The sequence below is a fragment of the Sandaracinaceae bacterium genome (genome assembly GCA_020633055.1).
GTDB lineage: Bacteria > Myxococcota_A > Polyangia > Polyangiales > Houyiibacteriaceae > JADJJE01.
The window spans coordinates 122,467-141,817 of record JACKEJ010000015.1; the positions used below are offsets into that span (position 1 = coordinate 122,467).

Below are 19,351 nucleotides of genomic sequence, written 5' to 3' on the forward strand. Positions count from 1 at the left end.
GCGCGAGCTCAGCGGTGCAGCGCCAAGACAGCACCGCTCTCGGGGTCCACCTGCAGCACGTTGCCGCCGCCTTCGACCGCGATCAGGCGGCCCCCGTCGACGTGCAGCGTGTTGAGCCAGCGTCGGGGCGAGACGCCAGCGGCGACCATCGTGCGCGCCCCCGTGGTCGGGTCCAGCGAGACCACGTCACGGCTGTCGAGCAGCGCGTAGATGCGCCCGTCCAGCAGCACGGGACCAGAGAGCTGCCCGACCAGCGGACCCGTGGCCGGCGCCTCCGCGAACAGGGAGCGCGCGCCGCTGGTGAGGTCGACCGCGTACAGCGCTGACGGGCCGAACGCGCCGACCAGCGCACGATTGCGCGCGGCGTCCACGGCGAGGGTGTAGACGGACATCAGCGGGAGGGTGGTGTCCGGCGTGGTCGGGTCCGACAGTAAGGTGGCGCGCCCGCTGCTGACGTCCACGCGGGCGACGGTGACGGGTCGCCCCACGGTCGCCGTGTCGTCGGAGAGCACGAGCACCTCGTCGGCAGACAAGGGGGCGAGCCCGGCGTAGCCCGGCGTCGCGATGCCCGGCGAGGTTCCGTCGCGAACCACCGTCACCGTGCGGGTGTCGAGGTCGAGACGATAGATGGCCCCGTTGGTGTTCTGGTTCAGTCCGAAGAAGGTGCGCTCCCCCGGAACGGGCTCGAGCAGCGTGACGAACGCGCCGCCGAAGTCGATGTGCTCGGTGCGCGCGCCATCGGCGCCGATGCGCAGCAAGCCGGTGAAGTCCGCGTTGGCCACGGCGACGTACAGCGCGTCGCCCAGAACCGCGGCGTCGCGGGGCTGCGTGGCTTCGAAGGTGCGAGGGAAGCCGTCCCGCAGCAGCGAGGTGCGCTCGCCGTCCACGGTCGAGACGGCGAGCAACGCGTGGCTCACGTCCGCGCCGAGGACCACCGCCTCACGGAACGGGTCGTAGAACAGCGCGCGCGCGTCGCGCAGGGAGGGTTCCCCCCCCATGTTGTCGGCCAGCACGGTACGGTCCCCCGAGGCCAGGTCCACCTCGACGAGTGCCCGGTTGAGCCCGGCGTCGTACACGAAGGCGCGGCCGTTCGCCTCGTCTAGGGCGAGCCCCATCGTCGTGGTCAGCGCAGGACCGCTGCCCAACGTGCCGTTGGAGATGGGCGTCCGCACGCCGCTGGTCGTGTCGATGGCCATCAGCCCGCCGGTGCGGTCCACGACGTAGAGCGTGTTGCCGTCCGCGCTGACGCGCGCGGCGGTGGGCACATCCAGGAGCGGCGCGTTGGCGTTGGGCACGGTGGGCGACGAGAGCACCTCGCGGTCACCGCTCGTCCCGTCCACCGCGACGATGCTCGCGTTGGCTCCGTCGATGACGTAGAGCACGTCGCGCGTGGGGTCGTACTCCACGTAGACCGCGTTCTCGATGACCGCCGCCGCCGGGTGCGTGGTGGTGTTGGAGAGGGGTGCGAACCCCGCGCTCTCGCTGAACGTGTAGAGCCCGCGCGAGCCCATCGCACTGGCCACGCGCGCCCCGAAGACCCAGCGGCTGCGCGCGCTGTCGAAGGCCAGCGCCACGGGTCGGTCCGCGCCTTCCCCGAAGGCGGCGAGCGAGGCAAGCACGCGCACGTCTTGCGCGGCGATGTCGGCCACCATCAGCCGCGTCCCCACGACGAGGTCGTCGGACAGGTAGGTGAAGCGGTCGTTCACGGTGTCGAGGTGCGCGCCATAGGGCGCTCGAAACGGATAGAAGCGCGAGATGCTCCGAGCGAGCGTGGTGCTCCCTCCGGCCGCGTCTCGGATGACGACGCGCACCTCCGTCTCGCTCTCGCTCAGGGGGATGTCCGCCGACCAGGTGGCGAAGTCGTCGTCGCTGTCGGCGTCGACCCCGTTGACCGTGACGGACACCACGCCCACGTCGTCGCTGGCGGTGCCGCGCACGTGCGCCTGCGCGGCCTCGGTGAACGCATCCAACATGGGAAAGGTGATCTCCCCGGTGGGCGGTGTGGTGTCGCTCGGGCCCACGTCGACCGTCGCGTCGAACACACCCATGTCGGGGGGAGCGTCACCCCCCGAGCCGCACCCGAAGGTGAGGCTGGCGAGCAACGAGAGGAGACGGGACCAGAGGGTGGGCGGTTGCCAAGACATGCCCGCACCCTAGGCGCTGGGTGCGTACCCGGGGAGGGTGGAACAGGGGGCTGTGAGATCCGCGTGAGAGACGCTCACAACGCGCTCGCCGGTCGTGTTCGGCGAGGCGCGGAGCTGGCGGCTGTCATGGAATGGTCCTTACAGCAAGCCCTCGAACACGTCCGCGGCGGCCTCGGCCATCCGCTGGTAGCCCGCGCTGCTGGGGTGCAGGAAGTCCCCGCTGTGCAGCGCCGCGGGCATCTGTTCAGGGTCGGCCGGGTCGCGCATGACCGCGTCGAAGTCGACGAACCCATCGTGCTCGTCGGTGGTGCGGATCCACGCGTTGACGGCCTGGCGCTTGGCCTCGTTCTCGGCGGACCAGTACTCGGGGATGGTCGCGCCACGGAACGGCAGGAGGGTGCCCACCAGCACGTCGAGGCCACGCGCGTGGGCCTGCGCGATGACCTGGCGATACGCGCCGATGATGTCCTCAGCGCTGACCACGGGGCCGAACAGCGTGCCGATGCCGAGGTCGTTCACGCCTTCGAGCAGCAACACGTGGGTCGCACCGGTCTGCGAGAGCGCGTCGCGTTCGAAGCGGCTGAGTCCGCTGGGTCCGCCAGGGAACACGCGAGGGGCGTCGTTGAGGATGCGGTTGCCGCCGATGCCCGCGTTCACCACGGCCGCCGCGATCCCGCGCGCGGCGAGCTCGTCGGCCAGCGCATCTGGGTAGCGGTCGTGCCCATCCGTGGTGGAGCCGGCCCCTTCGGTGATGGAGTCTCCGAACGCGACGATGGCGAGCGCCACCTGGCGCTGCACCTCGACGCCGGACAGCCAGTAGACGGATGTGTCCGTCGTGGGCGCGTCGAAGTCGAGGGCGTTCACCTGGTCGCCGGACACCACGTACGTCGTCTGGTTCGCGCTGAGGTGCTGCGCCGCTTCGCCACTGCCGGCCTCGATGTACAGGCTGATGACGAGCGTGCCTCCGTCCGGAACGCCGAGGGCCACGGGGTCGCTGCGCAGCTCTTCGCCGGGCGTGAGCGTCACGGAGCGCTCGCCCTCGAAGGTCAGCTCGCGCAACGAGCCGGGCTGCACGGCCGCCCCACCCATCGAGAGGCCCACCGTAGCCGCGCCGATGTGCGCGGGGCGCGTGCCCATGGCGTTCGAGAGGCGCACGCGTACCAGGTCGCCCCCGACGCTCACGCGCGCGACCTGCCTCACGGTCTCGTCCGCGAAGACGCGCCGCGCCTGCATCATGCTGCTGGTCCAGGTGCTCACCCAGGGTGGATGGCCGCCGTCGCAGGACGCGAGCAGCGTCACGAGCGCGAGGATGACGCCAGACAGAAACCAGCGTGACGCGCGACGTGTCCGAGCCAGAGGCGCGGCGGCGACGAGAGGAGCGCGACGGCATGGGGGGAACGCACGCATGAGACTGGCTAACATCGCAGCGCAATGCGCTCAAGAGCCGAGCGGAAGCGGGTGCGTCGCGCTGGACGTCGGCGAGGTGCGCTCGCGCACACGGTTGCGGCCTAGAACAGGTGCGCGGGGAGCGCCGTCGCAGTCGCGGTGAGCCCAACGGAGAAGCCGTCACAGGTCGCCGACTCGGGGTTGGTCATGACGTCGAAGAGGCCGTCCAAGTCGTCGAAGAGTGCAGATGGGTCGAGGGGCGTGATGAGCGGGAGGATGAACTCGGACACGAGCGCGTCGCGATGGACGACGCCTGCCAGGACGAGGTCGCGGATACCCTCGAGCTCGAGGGTGCCCGTGAGCACCACCCCCGTCAGCGGCAGGCTGAACACGCGCTGGTCCTCACCGTCGACCATGGGCAGCTCGAGCGCGACGGCGTCGAAGTGCGCGGTGAACCGCCCGTCACGATCGCCGCTCACGTCTTCGTCGGACCCGAGGACGCGTTCCACCCCGCCCTCGGTGACGATCAGCTCCACGCGGGCGCTGCGCCCAGTCAGCGGGGTCACGCGCACGTCCAGCACCACCCCCGCGCAGTCTGGCTCGGTGTTGGTGCAGAAGAGGCCCTCGTCCAGCTGCGCCTGCACATCCAGCGGGTCGTTGGGCGTGAGCACGTAGAGGGCCGCGACCATGTCGACCAAGGTGTTGTCGACCGAGCCCGGATAGTCAGGGACGCCGCACACGGTGTCGACGCCGTCCAAGTCCACGCCCGCGAGCTCGCCCGCCTCCGCCTGCGCCTGCGTGGGGATGTGCAGCGTGGTCAGCCGATAGCGCGCGCGCACCACACCGCCGCAGCGCGAGGCGTTGAGGCCGACGGAGCCGCGGCACTCGCCGCCACAGCCGGCGAGCATGGCCGTTACGAGCGCGAGCAGGGTGATGGTGCGGAGCGGCCAAGTGGGGGTGGCAGCGGCGGCGCGACGAGCGCGCGGCAACCGACTGGGCTCGGGACGAACGGATGGGCAAAGCATGAAAGTTGGATCCCCTTACGTGATCAAGACCGCGGGCGGAGTGAACGCGTGACGCTCCCCGCCAGCCCCTACATCCTGGCAAGCGGCGCGCAATGTGTCCACATCGGAGGCACGTTCCTCGCGTCGAGCCACCGGGACGAAACCCCGTCGCCCGCGCGTATCATGCGCACGATGAGCTCATCCCTTTCCCTGGTACCTCCAACCGCGCTCCTCGTGCTGGTCGCCGCGGGCTGCGGCGACAGCGAGCCACCCGCGACGGTGTCCGTGGACCCGCACGCCGCGATCGCCACGGAGGCGTCCGCACCCCAGGGAGCTTCCGCGGGGGGGCCGAGCGCAACGGCGCCGAGCGCGACCGCGCCTGACGTGCCGGACGACCCCGACGAGGGCGCCGACCCAGCTGGCGAGCGACCCACGGTGGCGCCCACGGTTGGTGCGGCGCTGGCTCCCCCAGCGGTCCCGCCCACGGGACTAGTGCGCGTCGTCGTCATCGCGGAGCACACGCTCCTGCGTTCGGAGGAGCGCACCGTGGACGGCATCGTCCGCGCGCTGCACCTGGGTGACGTCCGCGTCGAGCGGGTGGACGCAGCCGAACGAGCGGCGCCGTTGACGACCTGGTTGACCACCGCGACGCGGACGGACAGGCAGTCCGCGCTCGGGACCGCGCTCCCGGAAGGGCACGCGCTCCACGCCGACGCCGACGCCGTCGTGTTGCTGCGCGTGCTCCCGCCGGACGGGCGCCGCTCGCAGGGCGTGGGGGCCTTCGCCGTGCTGGCAGGCGCTCCGCTGCGCGAAGTGGTCTTCGGCGACGGTCCGCTCTTCGCCGAGGCGGCGGCCGCGCTGGTCACGCTCCTGACGGAGGCGCCGTGACTGGTCGGCCTTCCATCCCGTGGTGGCTCGGCCCGAGCCTGCTCATCACAGCGGCAGCGTGCTTGGTCGCCTCCGTCACTCCAATGCGCGCCCGGGCCGGCGCGCGTGACCTGGAAGTGTTGACGGTGCGCGCAGACGACGGCACCGACCCACAGTCCGAGGCGTGCTTCGCGGGGGTTCGCAGGGGACTGCGTCGCACACCGGACGTCCACCTCCAGAACCTGTCGCGCGAGGTCGCGGAGAGACGCGCCGGAGCCCCGCTCGACGGCTTCATCGACTGGCCCCGCGAGCGCCTGGCCACCATCGCCCCTGGCTCGAACGGGACCCTCGACGCCCTCGTCGTCATCGACTGCCGCCCGGGCGCCCGCAGCCTCGACGCCGTCGCCCTCGCCGGCACCGGCGGGCTGGCGTCCGCGACCCTTCAGCGGTTGAGCCTGCGAGAGCTGCCCGTCGGTGTGGCTGCCGAGCGCTTCGCCGGCCGCGTGTTGGTCGAGTGGCAGTGGCGCGGGTTCTCCCCGTGAGGAGCAAGGAGCGGGCGCGGGGCAGATGCGTGGGGTTGAGCCGCAGGGCGCATGCCGTTGCATCACCGCCCACGCGCCACGAGACTGCTGCTGATGTGGGCCTGTGCACTCTCCTCCCCATTCCAATTCGTGGTCGGCGTCCTATGCCTTGCGTCCATCGTGAGCACGCTCGCACCAAGCGCGACCGCGCATGCTCGCTGCGGCGCCATCGGACTGAGCGCTGACGTTCGGCGCAGCGCGTTCGTCGTCGAAGCCAGCGTAGTGCGGGGCGGCGACCCCGCGGAGTTCCGCACGGTCGCGGTGTGGAAGGGCTCGGACACGGCCCCCGGAACGTTCACGCTCCACGCCAGCTACGGCGGGCCACTCACGCCCTGGCCCCGCGCCGGGACCGAAGGCCAGGTCTATCTGGTGATGCTGAGCCCGGGCCGCGATGGCCTCCGCGTCCGCCGCTGTGGTCACAGCGGGCTCATGAACGAGGAGCTACGCGCGGCTCTCGGCGCGCTGGGTCTCACGCGGATGCGACTCCAGAACTAGAAAGAGACCGCCCAGCCAACCGGTGATGCCGAGGACACGGTGAGCGACTCCTCGACACTCACACCCTGTAGGTGGCGCCGTCGACCACCGACGACGCCCACACCGATGAATGCGACGAGCGCCACCAGACCGGAGCCGAGCATCATCATGAGCGGGCCTTCGAGGCCCGGCACGTGTGGAGTCTCCGAGCGCGACGCGACCAGGAGCGCAATGCCCAGCGACAACGCAGACAAACCGACCGCGGTCGCGCCCACCAAGCCATACACGCGCCGCCGGTCCTGAAGCTCGGCGTCGCGTGCAATGAACTCCGGCTCGGTGAGTGCGAGCTGCACGTGGCCCACGTCCACCTGCGCGGCAACTGGGGACGAAGCACACCCCACCAACACATGCGCGGCCGCGAGGACCAAAGCCATCGCTGTATCGAACTTCCGGAGCACCGCGTGCTGTCGCCCAACTGCGTTGTCCATGGCGAGTGGCAGCATAGCCTGGGAGTCAGAACGAGGCAGGCTGGTCGCGCACGCTCAGCTCTCGGCGTACCAACATGGCCACCGACGCCGTCGACTCTGCACTGAGCATCCTGGGGTCGACGTCCGGAACCATCGCCTCGCTAGACCCGCCACCACGTACGAAGTCGGTGGAGCAAGCTCGACCGGCGGCGAGAAGGCGCGGGTTCCGCCGTCGCGGTCCACGCGGTGACGTGTGCGCAGAACGCGTCGACCTCGCACACGATGCGCTCTCGGTCCCGCACCTGCTCGAACAGCCGTTCGAGCTCTGCGTTCGGTCCGCGCGCGAGGCCGATCAGCTGGCCGGCCATGGACGCGATCGTGTCGGTGTCGCCACCCCCTTCGACGACGTCATCCAAACATTGCTCGAGCGCGACATGCGCGTGGTGTCGAGCCGCGACGAGGGCTAGCGGGACGCTGTGCGCCACGTAGCCGGTCGGTTCGAGGAGCGACAGCGCCTCCGCGTAGTCGAGGGCATCCCGGTCCAAGAGCGCGCGGATGTTGTCGCGGACATTGGAGTCGAACAGGACGTCCGCCACGCGCTGCAGGAGGTCCCCGCGCGGAAGCACGGGCTCTCGCGCCACTATCTGCAGGGCAGTGAGCATCGCCAGCGCACCCGCGAGCGCCTCCTGATGGCGGTGTGTGATGCGAACGACGTCGCGGATGGTCACGCGGTCGAGGGGATCACTCGCATCGACCACGAACGCGAGGGGCGCCATCCGCATGGCCGCTCCGTTGCCGGCGGCGTATTCGCCGTCGAGCCCGGACAGCGCCCAGTGCGCCCCCATGTCGAGACTACGGAGTGCGCCGAACGTGCTCGACCCGAGTCCGACGAGGCCGCCCGCGCGATAGTCGGAGAGCAGCTCGCGCGCGACATGCGCGGCCAGGGGGTCGGAGGTCCGCCTGGACCACGCACGCACGGCGCGGCAGGTGGCGAGCGTGAGCATGGTGTCGTCCGTGACGGACCACGTGGGGGGGCGCGCACGAGTCGCTGGCGAAGTCCCCTCCGAGGCACTGGCGAACGCGTCTCCCACGGCCCCAGCCAGGAGGCACGCGCAGATGCGATCAGGCGGGACTCGTGACGAGGCGCGGGTGCTCCACGTGACGTTCAAGCGGACCCAACGAGTTCGTCGAACCTCAGGGTGCGACCGCCGATGTGTCCAAAGCCAAGCACGTCATGCACCTCCCCAACAGGCGCGCTCCGCCGCGATCTGGTCGTCGATGTCCTCCTTGCTAGGGTCACCCTCAGGGAGTGCCCGTATCACCTCGAGGAGGCGCCGGCGCGGAATAGGCGTGGCTTCGAGGCGCCGCACGACAACCTCAACGTCCCCCGAAACGTCGTCCAAGGCCTCGTCGAGCTCGATTCGGCGTGGTCCGACAAGACGCCCTCGCACAATCCTGGCTCGCTGCATGGCTCCATTACGATAGTCCACGAGGAATCGGGCAGCCAAGGGACACCAGTCCCCACGCGCGACCCTGCGCCGTCGCACGAGGCAGACGATGCCGCCGGGCTGCTCTCGAGCTCGACGAGCCATGGTGTCGAACCATGTGCGCCGCTGGGCAAGCTCCATCAGAACGAGGTAGGCCGGTCGCTCACGCTCAGCTCTCGACGTACCGACATGGCCACCCACGCTGTCGGCAGGAGCGTGACGAGCGGCAAGCGAACATCCGTGGCCAGGGTCAGGAGGTCGAGGACGAGGATGCCCACCACCCATCCCCGCAGCGGCATGCGCGCAGCGTACGCGCGCCGCGCGGCAAAGAGCGTCATGCATAGCCAGAGGGAGTCGAACGCGTAGCCCGGCCACACAGGGTCGTGTGCCAGGTGGCCGCCCATGCAGTTGTGGAGCATGTCGCACACGAAGCGCAGCGGGAGCGTCACCAGCAAGAGGGTGGAGACCAATTTCCACACCGACGACCTTGGAACGAAGCGGCGCCCCATCGGCACAGGGTACCCGTGCCTGGCGAAGTTCACCAACGCTGCTGGCGTCGCGCAGCACAGGCGGGATGGCGCTCAGCGCCCGCACCCACATCGAGGTGCGCTCATGGTGGTGGTCGGGTAGGGTCCACCCATGGAGTGGAATCCACGAGCCCTTCTGGTCACCTTCGCCGCCGGAGTTGGTGTGTGGCTCCTCGTCGCCCGGCCATGGGCGCCCCGCGACGCTCCTCGCGAAGACACAGAACGTGTCGCTAGCGCTGGCGATGCGCTCCCCATCCAACTCCCAAGCGGCGACATCATGGATGTGGCACGGTCCCTGGGCGCCCGCGCAGGGTACGGGTACATCGATGGGGACGCTGCCGTACGTGCCCTCGTGTTTGTGGTGAGGCCTGGCTGGTACACCATCGTCTACTACGTAGAAGACGGCGACACGTACACACGACTTCCGGGTACCTACAACCCGACGGGCTATGACGAGCCGCGCCTTGCCGGGTCCCCGCCGATCCTCGCGTTCCACTCGCAGCAGATGGGAGTGGACTTCACGTATCGCCTCCGTGAAGGGCAGATGACGCTCGAGGCACTCGGGTCGTTCCAGGTGGGGCCGGCTGCCCCGATGGCGGACCCGACGCTGCCGGGCCTCATGGTGTCACCGGTCACACGTACCGACGGCGAGTGAGACAAACGCGTGCGTGCAACGCGGGCGCGCCTCAGAAGTCCTCGTTGAACTCGACGCGACCCAGCTCCTTGTCGAGCATGCGACGGTACATGGCGGGGCCGACGTAGCTGTAGAGACACACGCCCAACCATACGAGGTGCACGAAGCCGCTCAGGCCAGGCGCCTCGAGGTCGAGCGCCGCTTGTGCGCCCGCCTGGAAGAGCGCGTAGGCCCCGACTAGCAAGATGATGGAGCGGTGGCTCTCGAGCGCCAGCAGGTAGGTGTTGACCCGAAACCACGTGCCGAGCAGCCAGCTCTCGCGCGCCTTGATGTCGCCCAACAGGCGAAGCGCACCTTCATCGTGAGGCGCGACCTCCAGCACCCACACGGCGTGGTCGCGGGCGCCTTCGATGTCGCCACGGCGCAGGAGGATGTCTCCCACCAACACCAGCGCGTCGTGATACTCGGGCTGGAACGACAGCGCTTCACGCGCCAGTTCTTCCGCTTGTGCGACATCCCCGCGCTCGAGCGCCACCTCCCCCAGCAGGGTCAGGACGTTGGGGTCTTCGGGGCTGAACGCTCGCGCCTGCTCGAGGTAGCTGCGCGCCTCGTCGCGCTTGCCCTGCGCCAGCATGAGGGCCGCCAACCCAGTGCGCGCGTGGACGCTCTCCGGCGAGAGGGCGAGCGCATGCTCGAAGTGTGTCCGGGCGTCCTTGAAGCGCCGCTCCAAGATGCAGACGCTACCCAGCACCTCGTAAGCGTTCGCGTACTCGGGGTCGAGGCCGATGGCCAGCTCCGCCTCGTAGCGCGCCGCCGCGAGGCGCTTCTTCCGCAGCAACGCCGACGCGAGGAGAGCGTGACCGGCGGGCACTTCGGGGAAGTGCAGGAGCGCATCACGCAGCGCGTGGATGGCGGCGTCCACGCGACCCATCTCGAGGTAGCGGACGGCCTGCTGCGTCTTCATGTTGGCGAAGTGCGGGTTCATCAGAGAGCGAACAGGAAGCGGGCGATCGGGCCCGATTCGACGAGGGCCGACGTCGAGAGGAAGAAGATGGCCAACAGGAACCAGAGACCGTTGCGCACCTCGCCGCCGACGTACGTGAACAGCGCGAAACTGCGGCTCTGCCACGTGAAGACGAAGTAGGCAGGGAGCATGCGCGCGACGCGGACTCCGATGCGCACGTAGGGCAGCGTCCACGTGGGGAACACCTCGGCCCGATGCAGCACGGAGATGCCGACGATGAGGACAAGCATGCCCACCAGGATGGCCACCAGCGCGGCGACCTCGCGACGGCGGGTGGCGCTCCCCATCGCGAACGCGTTGAGCGCGAGCCACGTGCCCCCCACGAGCGACCCGGCCACCATGAGGGCCAGGAAGGGCCAGAGGGGGTTCACGACGACCCTCTCGAGAGGGCCGCGCGTCGGCTCGTCGACGATGTGGTACGTCGCCTGCCTCATCCACGCCCCTTCTTGCCGTGCTTGTCCAAGAAGCGCAGCACCTCTTCGTACTGCCCGCCCGCGTCCGCGTAGCGCGCGTGATTGCGCGCCGTCGAGAGCCACTCGGCCGTGGTGCTCTTTACGTCCTTCACCGCGTCCAGCAGCATCTGCTGCGAGATGCGCACCTCGTCGGCGCGATCCAGCGAGAGCTCGATGGCGATGTCGGCGGCCGTGTCCACCACGGCCTCGAGGTCCGCGCCGCTGTAGCCCTGGGTCTGCTTGGCGAGGAGCTGCACGTCCACGTCGTCCGTGAGGGGGCGTTCGCAAAAGTGCAGTGACAGGATGGAGGCGCGCGCCTCGCGGTCGGGGGGCGGCACGAACAGCACGCGGTCGAAGCGCCCGGGCCGACGGAACGCGCTGTCCACGGCCCACGGGGTGTTGGTGGCGCCGAGCACCAGCACGCCGGAGTTGTTGCGCGCGAAGCCATCCATCTCCGACAAGAACGCGCTGACCAGCTTGGCCGACTCGTTGTTGCGCGAGAAGCGTCGGCTCCCGGCGAGCGCCTCCAGCTCGTCGAAGAACAAGATGGACGGCGTCTTGGAGCGGGCCTTCTCGAACAGCGCAGAGAGCTTCCGCTCGGACTCGCCGATGTACATGTCGAGCACGTCCGAGATGGAGACGCTCAGACACGTGGCGTCACACTCGCCAGCCGTGGCGCGCGCGATCAGCGTCTTGCCGCAGCCCGGCGGGCCGTAGAGCAGGATGCCCCCGCCGGCGCGGCGCTTGAAGCGCTCGAAGAGCGAGGGCTTCTGAAACGGAAGGATGATGCGCCGGCGGATCTGCTGCTTGAGGTCTTCGAGGCCACCCACGTCCGCGAACGTGATGGGCTCCTCGGGGGGCGCGAGCGCGCGGTCCAGCTCGAGCACGTCCGCGTCGTCGTTGTGGATGACGCGCAGGGCGGGGCGCCCCGGTCGTCCGTCGGCCGCCTGGGTGGCAGGCACCACACGCGCGCCCAAGAGCGCCGCCAGCCCCGGGTCCTCGAGCGTGGCGTTCTCCCGCACGGCTGCCCGGTAGGCCGCCTGCCCCTCCTCGTTGCGCCCCAGGGCCGCCAGCGCGCGGGCGCGGAACAGAAGTCCCAAGGCCCCCTCGGTCGGCGCCGCGTGCAGCGCGGCCTTCGCGTCCCCGACAGCCAAGAGGGCGCGACACATCTCCACGGCGTCTTCAGCACGCGAGAAGTGCGTGGGGTCCGAGTCTCTCGCGAGGGCCGCGGCGCGCGCGTCGTCTCCACCTTCGCGCAGCGCCCGCACCACGACCGCCCGGAGCGCGCCATTTTCGGGGGTCGCCGCGAGGGCGTGTTGCAGTGCCTCCAAGCTTGCAGAGTCCATCGGCGCAGCTTCTGTTGAACGGGGCGGTGCTTGTCAAGCGTTCTGGGCCGGTCGCTGGCGGAGCCTCCCGGAGGGACGCTCACCCGCAGTCACGCGCGCTCGGGGTCCGACCACTCGACCAGGTAGCCTTGTGCGCGAAACACGTCCTCCAGCTCGGACAGGACGGCGGAGTCATGATGGGTGGGCGCGTAGACCAGGAACCCCACCGCCTGGTCGACCAACGGGCCAGCGTTGTCGTCGACGAGCCAAGACACTGCGACCCGCCCGGCGAGCGCTGGTACGAACAGCGTGGTGGTGCGGCTGTCCAAGTCGTTCATTGTCGACCGGGCGTCGTGGACTCCCAGACCGTTGAGCGCGCAGAGCAGCTCCTCGCCGTCGCTCGCGTCCTCGCGGATGGGGACCGCGCGACCATGGCGCGCGCCGCTGGTCGGTTCCACGTACAGGAGCCCCTCGACGCCAGTCGCGCGTCGTCGCACGACCGAGCCCACGGCCGTCCAGAAGCCCTCGTGGACCTCGACGCGGTCGTCGTTGCGCGGGAGGAAGAACGTCCACTCCGGGTTCGCGGGCACCGCGACGAAGATGTCCCCGTCCAGCGTGTCGGCGAGCTGCACGGCGCCCACGCTGTCCCGCTTGTCGAGCACATCCGCAGAGCGATCCCAGAAGAAGTAGAGTTCGCGCTGCAGCCGCTCGGCGTCGAGTTGGTCCAGGACTTCGCGCGGCGCATGGACACGAACGAAGCCGTTCACCGTCGCCGCGCCCCACCGACGGGCGAAGCTCACGTAGTCGTTCGGTAGACCCCCGATGCGTTCACGCAACGGCCCCACGTCGAGGCCCACCATGGGAGCCGCTTCGTAGAGGGCGTCCGGCAGCGCGGTGGCCGGACGCCCTGCCGGACGAACGGCCACGGGCAAATAGTCGGCCGCGTGCGTCAACGGCGCAGGCAGGCGCTGCAGCGCCGCGTCGTGCAGCCAGCCCATGAGCCCATCACCGAGCGCCGCCCACTTCGTCCCTACCCCGCCCGCGTGCTCCACGGGCCAGTAGCGGGCCCCGTCTCGACGAAACACGGTCGTGTAGGCCATCGACGTCCGCCTGCCCGATTCTGGGCGCTCTGGAAAGCGTTGCGCGTGGTCCCAGCGCAGGTGCACGGCGAAGTCGTCGTTCTCGACGGCGTAGAGAAACGGGAACGGGGCTAACTCCGGGAACGCGGCCTCGAGCCGCTTCCGCAGAGCCAACGTCTCATCGGTCCACGACAGCCCTTCCAACGGCGGTACGGCGGCGGGCGTCTGCGATCCACGAAGCAGCGAGCGGAACCGGTCGAAGATGCTCACGGTCCGTGGGTGTAGCACGCGGGCCGGCCGACCATGTGCTTGGTCGCGCAGGACATCCTTTGCGCGGACACCGACGTGACCCAAGCCGCGCTCACGACGGGGCCTGTGGACCTCCTCGCTGCGGCGGTGGACCCCGAGGTCGTCACGGTTCGTGGGCTGCCCGTCCAGGCGACACGTGCCACGGGAGTCGCGGTCTGCTAGCGTCGGCCGCGCATGGAGATCGAAATCACGTTCGCGGACATGGTGCGCGCTACTTGGGTCCGTTTGGGGAAGGCGGCCTGGTTGCTGACCGTGTTCACGTGTTCCGGCGTCGGACATCTCGTACTAGGCGAGAACGTGGTCTTGGGCACGTTGTTCACGTCGATTCCCTTCTTCCTGCTGCTCGTGACGTATCAGGCCTATTCGCGTCTGGACGCGACGCACCGACGCGTCCAGACGCGCGTGGACAGCACGGGCGTGCATGTGCGCTCTGGAGCGTCGTCGAGCGACGTCGGGTTTGGCGACATTGTGCGCGTCCGCTGGACGGAGCACGTGGTGCTGTTGGTCCTGGCGAGCGGCGGTGTGTCGGTGGTGCTGACCCGGGGTCTGGACGAAGAATCGGCGCGCACGCTGCGGCAAGCGGTCGAGAGCCGCATCGACCGGCCCACGTCCGTATTGAAGGTCGTCGTCGCCATCGTGACGCTGATCCTAGTGTTCGTTTGGCTCTGGACCACCGTGGCCGAACACACGCGGCCCGTGACGCGCGACGACGCAGACGAGTCCATGGCACACGACCGCGAACCGTGAGCACGGTCGCTCCGCTACGGCGCGGTCCGTGACGCAACGCCTACGGGCCCGGGGCCTGGTGCGCTTCTTCGATCCAGCCCTCGAGCGTGCCCGCGACGTGGCGGGCCCACTGGGGCGTGCGGCCCGAGAGTGACGCGGCCGTGCGCACGCCCTCCTCGACGTTGCGGGCGATGGTGCGCTTGCCCCGCAGCGGCGAGACCAGGTTGAGCCCGGTGAGGAAGCCGCGCGCGGCGCTCACCCAGAAGCCCTCGCCGGGGAGCACGACGATGGTCGCCGTGACCGCGCTGTCGAGAGAGCGTGAGACCTCGTTGGCCCGGCGCTGCGCGACGGTGTCCGGCAGGGAGAGCCCGTGCGCCACCACGTTGAGCGCGATGATCCCCTCGCGGTGCTGGGCCGAGAGGGAGAGCGCGTACGTGAGCGAGCGGTCGAGGTTCTCGACCGTGATGGTGTCGGTCCAGAGCAGCACGTGGAGGTTGCCGTCACTCGCCTGAATGAGGCCGGGATGAGAGGTGCGAACCACGGTCCCTATCATGGGACAAACGCACCCGAGAACCAAGCACGTTCCGACCTCGCCCTGGGTCAGCGCTCGGCCGCGAACAGCCCGGGCAAGAAGTGCTCGAGGTTGCCCACCTCTTCCACGTTGTGCAGCAGCCAAGCACGCGCATGCGCCTCGTCGAACGCGACGCGGCGGAGCGCACGCTGCACGAACGCCAGGCCGCGCGGGAGGTTCGGCCCGATGGTGATGGAGTTCTCGTAGCGCGTTCCCCCCGGCACACGTCGCCACGTGTAGTCCATGGCCGCCATGCCCGACACGCCGTGGAAGCGCGGCCGATGCGCAAAGCCCCCTTCGTCCAAGCGCACCACGTCCGTCAGCACGTTCACGCGGTACCTCGGGTCTCGGCCGAGCACCTCGTGGATCAAGAACACCGACCCCACGCCGTCAGCCCCCGGCGGCGTCTTCTCGTAGCGGTGCTCCACGTGGTCGCGCGGGTGCCACACCCGGTAGCGCGGATAGGCGCGCCCTTCGATGTCGACCGTGCCGCGCATGTTGCGGAACCACCAGACCAGCATCTCGGGCGTCACCCCGTACAGCACGTCGTGCACGATGGACGCGCGCATCCGGCCGCGCTCGTCGAAGTCCAGCGTCGTCTCGGCAGACGCGAGGGGCTTCATGGTCCAAGGGACCGGGATGGGCTCGGGCAGCGCCGCGGGCATGCGGGGCGATTCTAACAGCAGGACGAGACGCGTGTGGGCGCTCGCGCGGCCATGTATGCTCGCCCGGCGCACGGGGGCGGTCTCCTCGTCGATGGGAGCGATGATGGGAATGACGGTTCGGCTGGTGTTGCTCGTGTTGGGTGTGGCTCTGCTCGTCTACCTGTATCTGCACAAGCGTCGTGAGGCCGCGCCTGACGACGAGCCCGAGAGGGGCACCGGAGACGAGCTGGACCCCACGGACGAGCGCCGCTTCGTGCACATCGACCACGAGGAGCTCATCGAGGGCAGCTGGGAGTTCTTCCTGCCCACGCTTCAGCGCCTGCTGCGCGCCGAGAACGTGGCGTTCGACGCCGTGGTGTCCAACGGAGACGACGTGCGTGAGGTGCACCTCGACGGCGAGCTGCTGTGGCGCGTCACCGCCGAAGAGGTGTCCGAGGAGACCGCCACGTCGGGCCTGGTGTGGCTGGCCCGCGCCGTGAACCGGCGCCTCGAAGCAGCCGGGTCCCCCCAGCGCTTCTACTTCACGGACGGCTGGAACGACCTCGGTGGGACGCTGCTGACGCCCGCCGAGTTCGAGCGTCTCACCGCAGGGGACTGGGCCGAATCACTATGGAGCGCCGACGACCGGCTCCCGCTGAGCGCGCCCATCGACGTGCGGCACATGCTCTTGGCCATGGGCCCGTACGCCGGCGCAGGGGGCGGGGTGTTTCTCTACGTGCGAATCCCCGGCGACATCGGACCGATCGACCGTGGTCGCCTGTACGAGGACCCGCTCGACGAGGCGCTCCTGGCCGAGGGGCTCGGGAGCGTGACTGGCGGGGGTACACAGCTGGGGGCCGATGGATCGATCACGTACTGCGGCATCGACGTCGCCGTGACCGACCGCAACCGCGGCCTCGCGTGCGTGCTCCGCGTGATGCGCGAGCTGGGCGCGCCCGAGGGAACGGTCGTCGAAGAGAGCGGCCCACCGCTGGTGGAGCACGCCGTGTGGGGTCAGGAAGGGCCGAGCCAGCTGCATTGAAGGGACGACCGGGTCTGTCTACTTGGCTGCATGGCCGGGGACCTACATCACCTGCGTGACGGTCTCTATGCGACCCGTGCTCGGGTCGTGGAACACGAACACGGCGCCGTCGTCGTGGAAGTAGTCGCGCACCGGCACTTCGCCCAAGAACACCAACGGACCGTTCGGGCCGATGGGCCACTTCGCCGCTTGGATCCACCTGGGCGGCCGCTTCAGGTACCGGAAGCGCTGGAGCAGCTGTTCGCGCAGCCACGTGACCAGAGCCTTCCCGCTGCGCCCCTCCGCGTGCGGGAGGAGCTCTGCCGCGAGCCACGCCGTCCGCACGTCGAGCCACTTGGGCTGCGCACGCAGGAGCGCATCGAAGAGTTCGTACGCCGCATGAGACGGGACGTACGACACGCCGCGCGCGTCGAGCAAGAAGCGGCACAGCCCCTCGGCGTTCAGCACACCACCAGGGTCTTCCACGTCGCATTCGAGCAGGAAGTGGAAGAACGTGCCCGCCCCCACGTACTCGGGCGGATGCACCCCAGGGGCCATCAGGAACGCCTCGAGCCCGCCGTCGGTGTAGAGCCGCTTGTGGAAGTCCGCAGGGGTCATGCGCCCCTCCACGAACGCCACGATGATGTCCAGTGGGTCACTCATGCCGCGCGGAGTGTAGCGACAGACGAAGTTGAGCGTCGGGACAACGCCCCTCGGTCCGTGGTAGCGGTGAGGGTTGCAGGACCCCAGCGTCCCGTGGCGCACCACCACAAGGAGGAACCGTGAGCGTCCGCATCGAAGTCGACCGTATCGAGGCGGTGCCACCGAGGCACTTGGTCCGCGCCTTTCACGGCGCAGGCTGGGTCGTGACGGCCTCGTGGAACAAGGACCAGGTGCAGGTCACGGGCCTCGACGGCAGGCCTCGCGACCTACCGACGTCCGGCCTCATGGCCCTCGACGTCTCGGCGAACGGCGATGTGCTCCTGCTCGAACCACACCCCAGGGGCCCGGTGAGAACGGACGGCCCGCCCACGCGGATTCGGCTGGTGCCGCGGTCGGGGTCGGCATCGACCGTGTCTGCGCACGCCATTCGCTCGCTGCGCTTCGACAGCGAGTTTGGTGGTGCGGTGGCGTTCGGTCCAGCGGGGACGGCATGGTTGAGCGGGTGCGACATCCGCAAGGAGGAGGGCATCTGGCTCGGGCTGGTCGACTTGGCGAAGGGCAAGCTGGTGACGAGCACCACGCTCCCCGACCCCTACCCGGGTCAGGTGTGGCTGCATCGCGGCGACTCTGCGGAATCCGTCTTGCTCTACCTCGGCGCCGGCCAACACGGCCAGTGGCAGTATCTGGTCTCGCGCCGAGCCGGTGCGCTCGTGTGGCGACAGCTCGGCTCGGGTGACGAGACTACTCCGGCGTCGTTCGCAGCAGATGGATCACAGTTCACGGCGGCGGTGGACTGGTCGAAGCCCACCCTGGTGACTGGCCGCCCGGGGGACGGATCCATCCTCCGGTCGGTCCGCCTGCCATACCCACGCGGATACGTGATGAGCGCGTTCGACACGGGCGAGCACATCGTGGTCGCGCACCCCAAGCCTCGGCTGGACGTGTTCGACCGGGAGACCCTCGAACCTGCCGGTTCCATCACGCTTGGGCACGACCTCGATGGAGACACCCGGTTCGATGCGGGCCGCTTCGTGTCGGTCGTAAACGTCGGAGGAGAGCGCAACTGGATGATGTGGCGCATCGTCAGGTAGAGCTACCCGTGTGCGTCATTGCTCGTGGAATCTCCGCACCGCAGTCGGCGTTGCCGGGGCGCCGTGATACGCTGTCACGCGGAGCACATGCCCACGATTTCCGCTTCCCCATCCACCATCGGCGCGCCTGCGCTCGATATCGACCGGCTGCTGGCGCACCTGCCTGCGGATCGGCGTGCGCAGGTCAAGTGGACGCGCAAGCCGTTCATGGACGCCGTCGAAACCGCGCTCCAGTCACCTGGCGATGTGGACCTGCTGGACTCGGCGTCGCGCCACGCCACAAAGCCCATCACGGCCATCATGGAGGTGGTGGCAGAGTTGCTGGCGTCGCCGGAGTTCGCCGTTCAACGGGCCTCGCTCATGTCCAACCTGGAGGCCGACCAACGCGACCTCTCGACGTTCGTTGGAGACCCGGGTGTCGTCGATACGCTCGACTGGTGTCTGAGCTTCATCAAGGGCGTGTATCGCGAAGTCTGGTCACACCTCGCCGGAGCGAATTGGCAAGCTGCACTTCGAGACGCAGCGTCCGGTGAAGTCGAGGAGACTCCAGCCGCAGCTGCGTTCCGGCGCGGCATGTTCGCGCTCATGGTGGCGTCCGAAGTGTCCCGCCGTGGTGGCGCCGTGGAGGATGCGGTGACACTCATTGACATCGCGTTCCTCGAGCTGGACGAGTTTCGGCAGGCCCTTGCGCGCGGCGGCCTCATCATTTCGCCGTTCGCGGAGGAAACGCGTGAGCAGCGTCTTCGCCGCGTAGACACCTACGTCACGCGGATCCGCGAGACGTTCACCGAGCGCGATTTTCGTGAGCTCGATTCCGCTCGCTTCGTTGCGTCCTGACCGCTTGGCCCGAGTAGCAGCCCGCCGCAGCGCCACAT

21 protein-coding genes are annotated in these 19,351 nt (G+C 69.4%); 8 read left to right on the forward strand and 13 right to left on the reverse strand.

Going from position 1 to position 19,351, the window contains the following annotated elements:
* Positions 1-8: 8 nt before the first annotated feature.
* From H6726_30435 to H6726_30445, 3 genes are all read right to left on the reverse strand, one after another.
* Positions 9-2,144: a PQQ-binding-like beta-propeller repeat protein gene (locus H6726_30435; protein MCB9661997.1), complete on the reverse strand. Its 2,136-nt coding sequence runs from the start codon at positions 2,142-2,144 to the stop codon at positions 9-11.
* 138 nt (positions 2,145-2,282) lie between these two features.
* The gene (locus H6726_30440) at positions 2,283-3,443 is read right to left on the reverse strand and encodes an SGNH/GDSL hydrolase family protein (protein ID MCB9661998.1); all 1,161 of its coding nucleotides are present in this window, start codon (positions 3,441-3,443) and stop codon (positions 2,283-2,285) included.
* A 209-nt stretch (positions 3,444-3,652) separates the two neighbouring features.
* Positions 3,653-4,555, reverse strand: a complete 903-nt coding sequence (locus H6726_30445) for a hypothetical protein (protein MCB9661999.1) — start codon at positions 4,553-4,555, stop codon at positions 3,653-3,655.
* 171 nt (positions 4,556-4,726) lie between these two features.
* Between H6726_30445 and H6726_30450 the strand changes: the two genes are divergently transcribed.
* The 3 genes from H6726_30450 (at position 4,727) to H6726_30460 (ending at position 6,477) form a co-directional block, all read left to right on the forward strand.
* Positions 4,727-5,422: a hypothetical protein gene (locus H6726_30450; GenBank protein MCB9662000.1), complete on the forward strand. Its 696-nt coding sequence runs from the start codon at positions 4,727-4,729 to the stop codon at positions 5,420-5,422.
* Positions 5,419-5,943, forward strand: a complete 525-nt coding sequence (locus H6726_30455; protein ID MCB9662001.1) for a hypothetical protein — start codon at positions 5,419-5,421, stop codon at positions 5,941-5,943. Before H6726_30450 ends, H6726_30455 begins: the two co-directional genes overlap by 4 nt.
* 159 nt (positions 5,944-6,102) lie before the next feature.
* Positions 6,103-6,477, forward strand: coding sequence for a hypothetical protein (locus H6726_30460; GenBank protein ID MCB9662002.1), 375 nt, complete (start codon positions 6,103-6,105; stop codon positions 6,475-6,477).
* Here the strand turns inward: H6726_30460 and H6726_30465 are convergent.
* The 3 genes from H6726_30465 to H6726_30475 all read right to left on the reverse strand — a co-directional run bounded on the left by H6726_30465 (position 6,474) and on the right by H6726_30475 (position 8,889).
* Complete coding sequence (locus H6726_30465; GenBank protein ID MCB9662003.1) at positions 6,474-6,809, reverse strand: hypothetical protein; 336 nt, start codon at positions 6,807-6,809, stop codon at positions 6,474-6,476. The two genes, H6726_30460 and H6726_30465, sit on opposite strands and share 4 nt — an antisense overlap.
* Positions 6,810-7,084: 275 nt before the next feature.
* A complete protein-coding gene (locus tag H6726_30470; GenBank protein ID MCB9662004.1) occupies positions 7,085-8,014 on the reverse strand; it encodes an ADP-ribosylglycohydrolase family protein in 930 nt (309 codons plus the stop codon).
* A 536-nt stretch (positions 8,015-8,550) separates the two neighbouring features.
* Positions 8,551-8,889: a hypothetical protein gene (locus H6726_30475; GenBank protein ID MCB9662005.1), complete on the reverse strand. Its 339-nt coding sequence runs from the start codon at positions 8,887-8,889 to the stop codon at positions 8,551-8,553.
* A gap of 331 nt (positions 8,890-9,220) precedes the next feature.
* Between H6726_30475 and H6726_30480 the strand changes: the two genes are divergently transcribed.
* Entirely contained in the window at positions 9,221-9,592 is a 372-nt protein-coding gene (locus H6726_30480; GenBank protein ID MCB9662006.1) for a hypothetical protein, read from the forward strand.
* Between the two features lie 31 nt (positions 9,593-9,623).
* On the opposite strand, the gene H6726_30485 is transcribed toward H6726_30480, so the two are convergent.
* From H6726_30485 to H6726_30500, 4 genes are all read right to left on the reverse strand, one after another.
* Positions 9,624-10,556 carry a tetratricopeptide repeat protein gene (locus H6726_30485; GenBank protein MCB9662007.1) on the reverse strand — a complete coding sequence of 311 codons (933 nt, stop codon included), beginning with the start codon at positions 10,554-10,556 and terminating at the stop codon, positions 9,624-9,626.
* Positions 10,556-11,029: a hypothetical protein gene (locus tag H6726_30490; protein ID MCB9662008.1), complete on the reverse strand. Its 474-nt coding sequence runs from the start codon at positions 11,027-11,029 to the stop codon at positions 10,556-10,558. The genes H6726_30485 and H6726_30490 overlap by 1 nt, the downstream gene beginning before the upstream one ends.
* The gene (locus H6726_30495; protein ID MCB9662009.1) at positions 11,026-12,393 is read right to left on the reverse strand and encodes an ATP-binding protein; all 1,368 of its coding nucleotides are present in this window, start codon (positions 12,391-12,393) and stop codon (positions 11,026-11,028) included. The genes H6726_30490 and H6726_30495 overlap by 4 nt, the downstream gene beginning before the upstream one ends.
* A gap of 89 nt (positions 12,394-12,482) precedes the next feature.
* Positions 12,483-13,721 (reverse strand): hypothetical protein, encoded by a 1,239-nt coding sequence (locus tag H6726_30500; GenBank protein ID MCB9662010.1) that lies wholly within the window; start codon positions 13,719-13,721, stop codon positions 12,483-12,485.
* Positions 13,722-13,934: 213 nt separating this feature from the next.
* On the opposite strand from H6726_30500, the gene H6726_30505 reads away from it, so the two are divergent.
* A complete protein-coding gene (locus H6726_30505) occupies positions 13,935-14,507 on the forward strand; it encodes a hypothetical protein (protein ID MCB9662011.1) in 573 nt (190 codons plus the stop codon).
* Positions 14,508-14,547: 40 nt separating this feature from the next.
* On the opposite strand, the gene H6726_30510 is transcribed toward H6726_30505, so the two are convergent.
* Complete coding sequence (locus H6726_30510) at positions 14,548-15,027, reverse strand: hypothetical protein (GenBank protein ID MCB9662012.1); 480 nt, start codon at positions 15,025-15,027, stop codon at positions 14,548-14,550.
* A gap of 59 nt (positions 15,028-15,086) precedes the next feature.
* On the reverse strand, positions 15,087-15,722 hold the full coding sequence (locus H6726_30515; protein ID MCB9662013.1) for a hypothetical protein: 636 nt from the start codon (positions 15,720-15,722) through the stop codon (positions 15,087-15,089).
* A gap of 109 nt (positions 15,723-15,831) precedes the next feature.
* Between H6726_30515 and H6726_30520 the strand changes: the two genes are divergently transcribed.
* Positions 15,832-16,743, forward strand: a complete 912-nt coding sequence (locus H6726_30520) for a hypothetical protein (GenBank protein MCB9662014.1) — start codon at positions 15,832-15,834, stop codon at positions 16,741-16,743.
* 42 nt (positions 16,744-16,785) lie between these two features.
* On the opposite strand, the gene H6726_30525 is transcribed toward H6726_30520, so the two are convergent.
* Positions 16,786-17,385 carry a hypothetical protein gene (locus tag H6726_30525; GenBank protein ID MCB9662015.1) on the reverse strand — a complete coding sequence of 200 codons (600 nt, stop codon included), beginning with the start codon at positions 17,383-17,385 and terminating at the stop codon, positions 16,786-16,788.
* 119 nt (positions 17,386-17,504) lie between these two features.
* On the opposite strand from H6726_30525, the gene H6726_30530 reads away from it, so the two are divergent.
* Positions 17,505-18,476: a hypothetical protein gene (locus H6726_30530; GenBank protein MCB9662016.1), complete on the forward strand. Its 972-nt coding sequence runs from the start codon at positions 17,505-17,507 to the stop codon at positions 18,474-18,476.
* Positions 18,477-18,563: 87 nt separating this feature from the next.
* Positions 18,564-19,313 (forward strand): hypothetical protein, encoded by a 750-nt coding sequence (locus tag H6726_30535; protein ID MCB9662017.1) that lies wholly within the window; start codon positions 18,564-18,566, stop codon positions 19,311-19,313.
* The last annotated feature ends 38 nt before the right edge of the window (positions 19,314-19,351 follow it).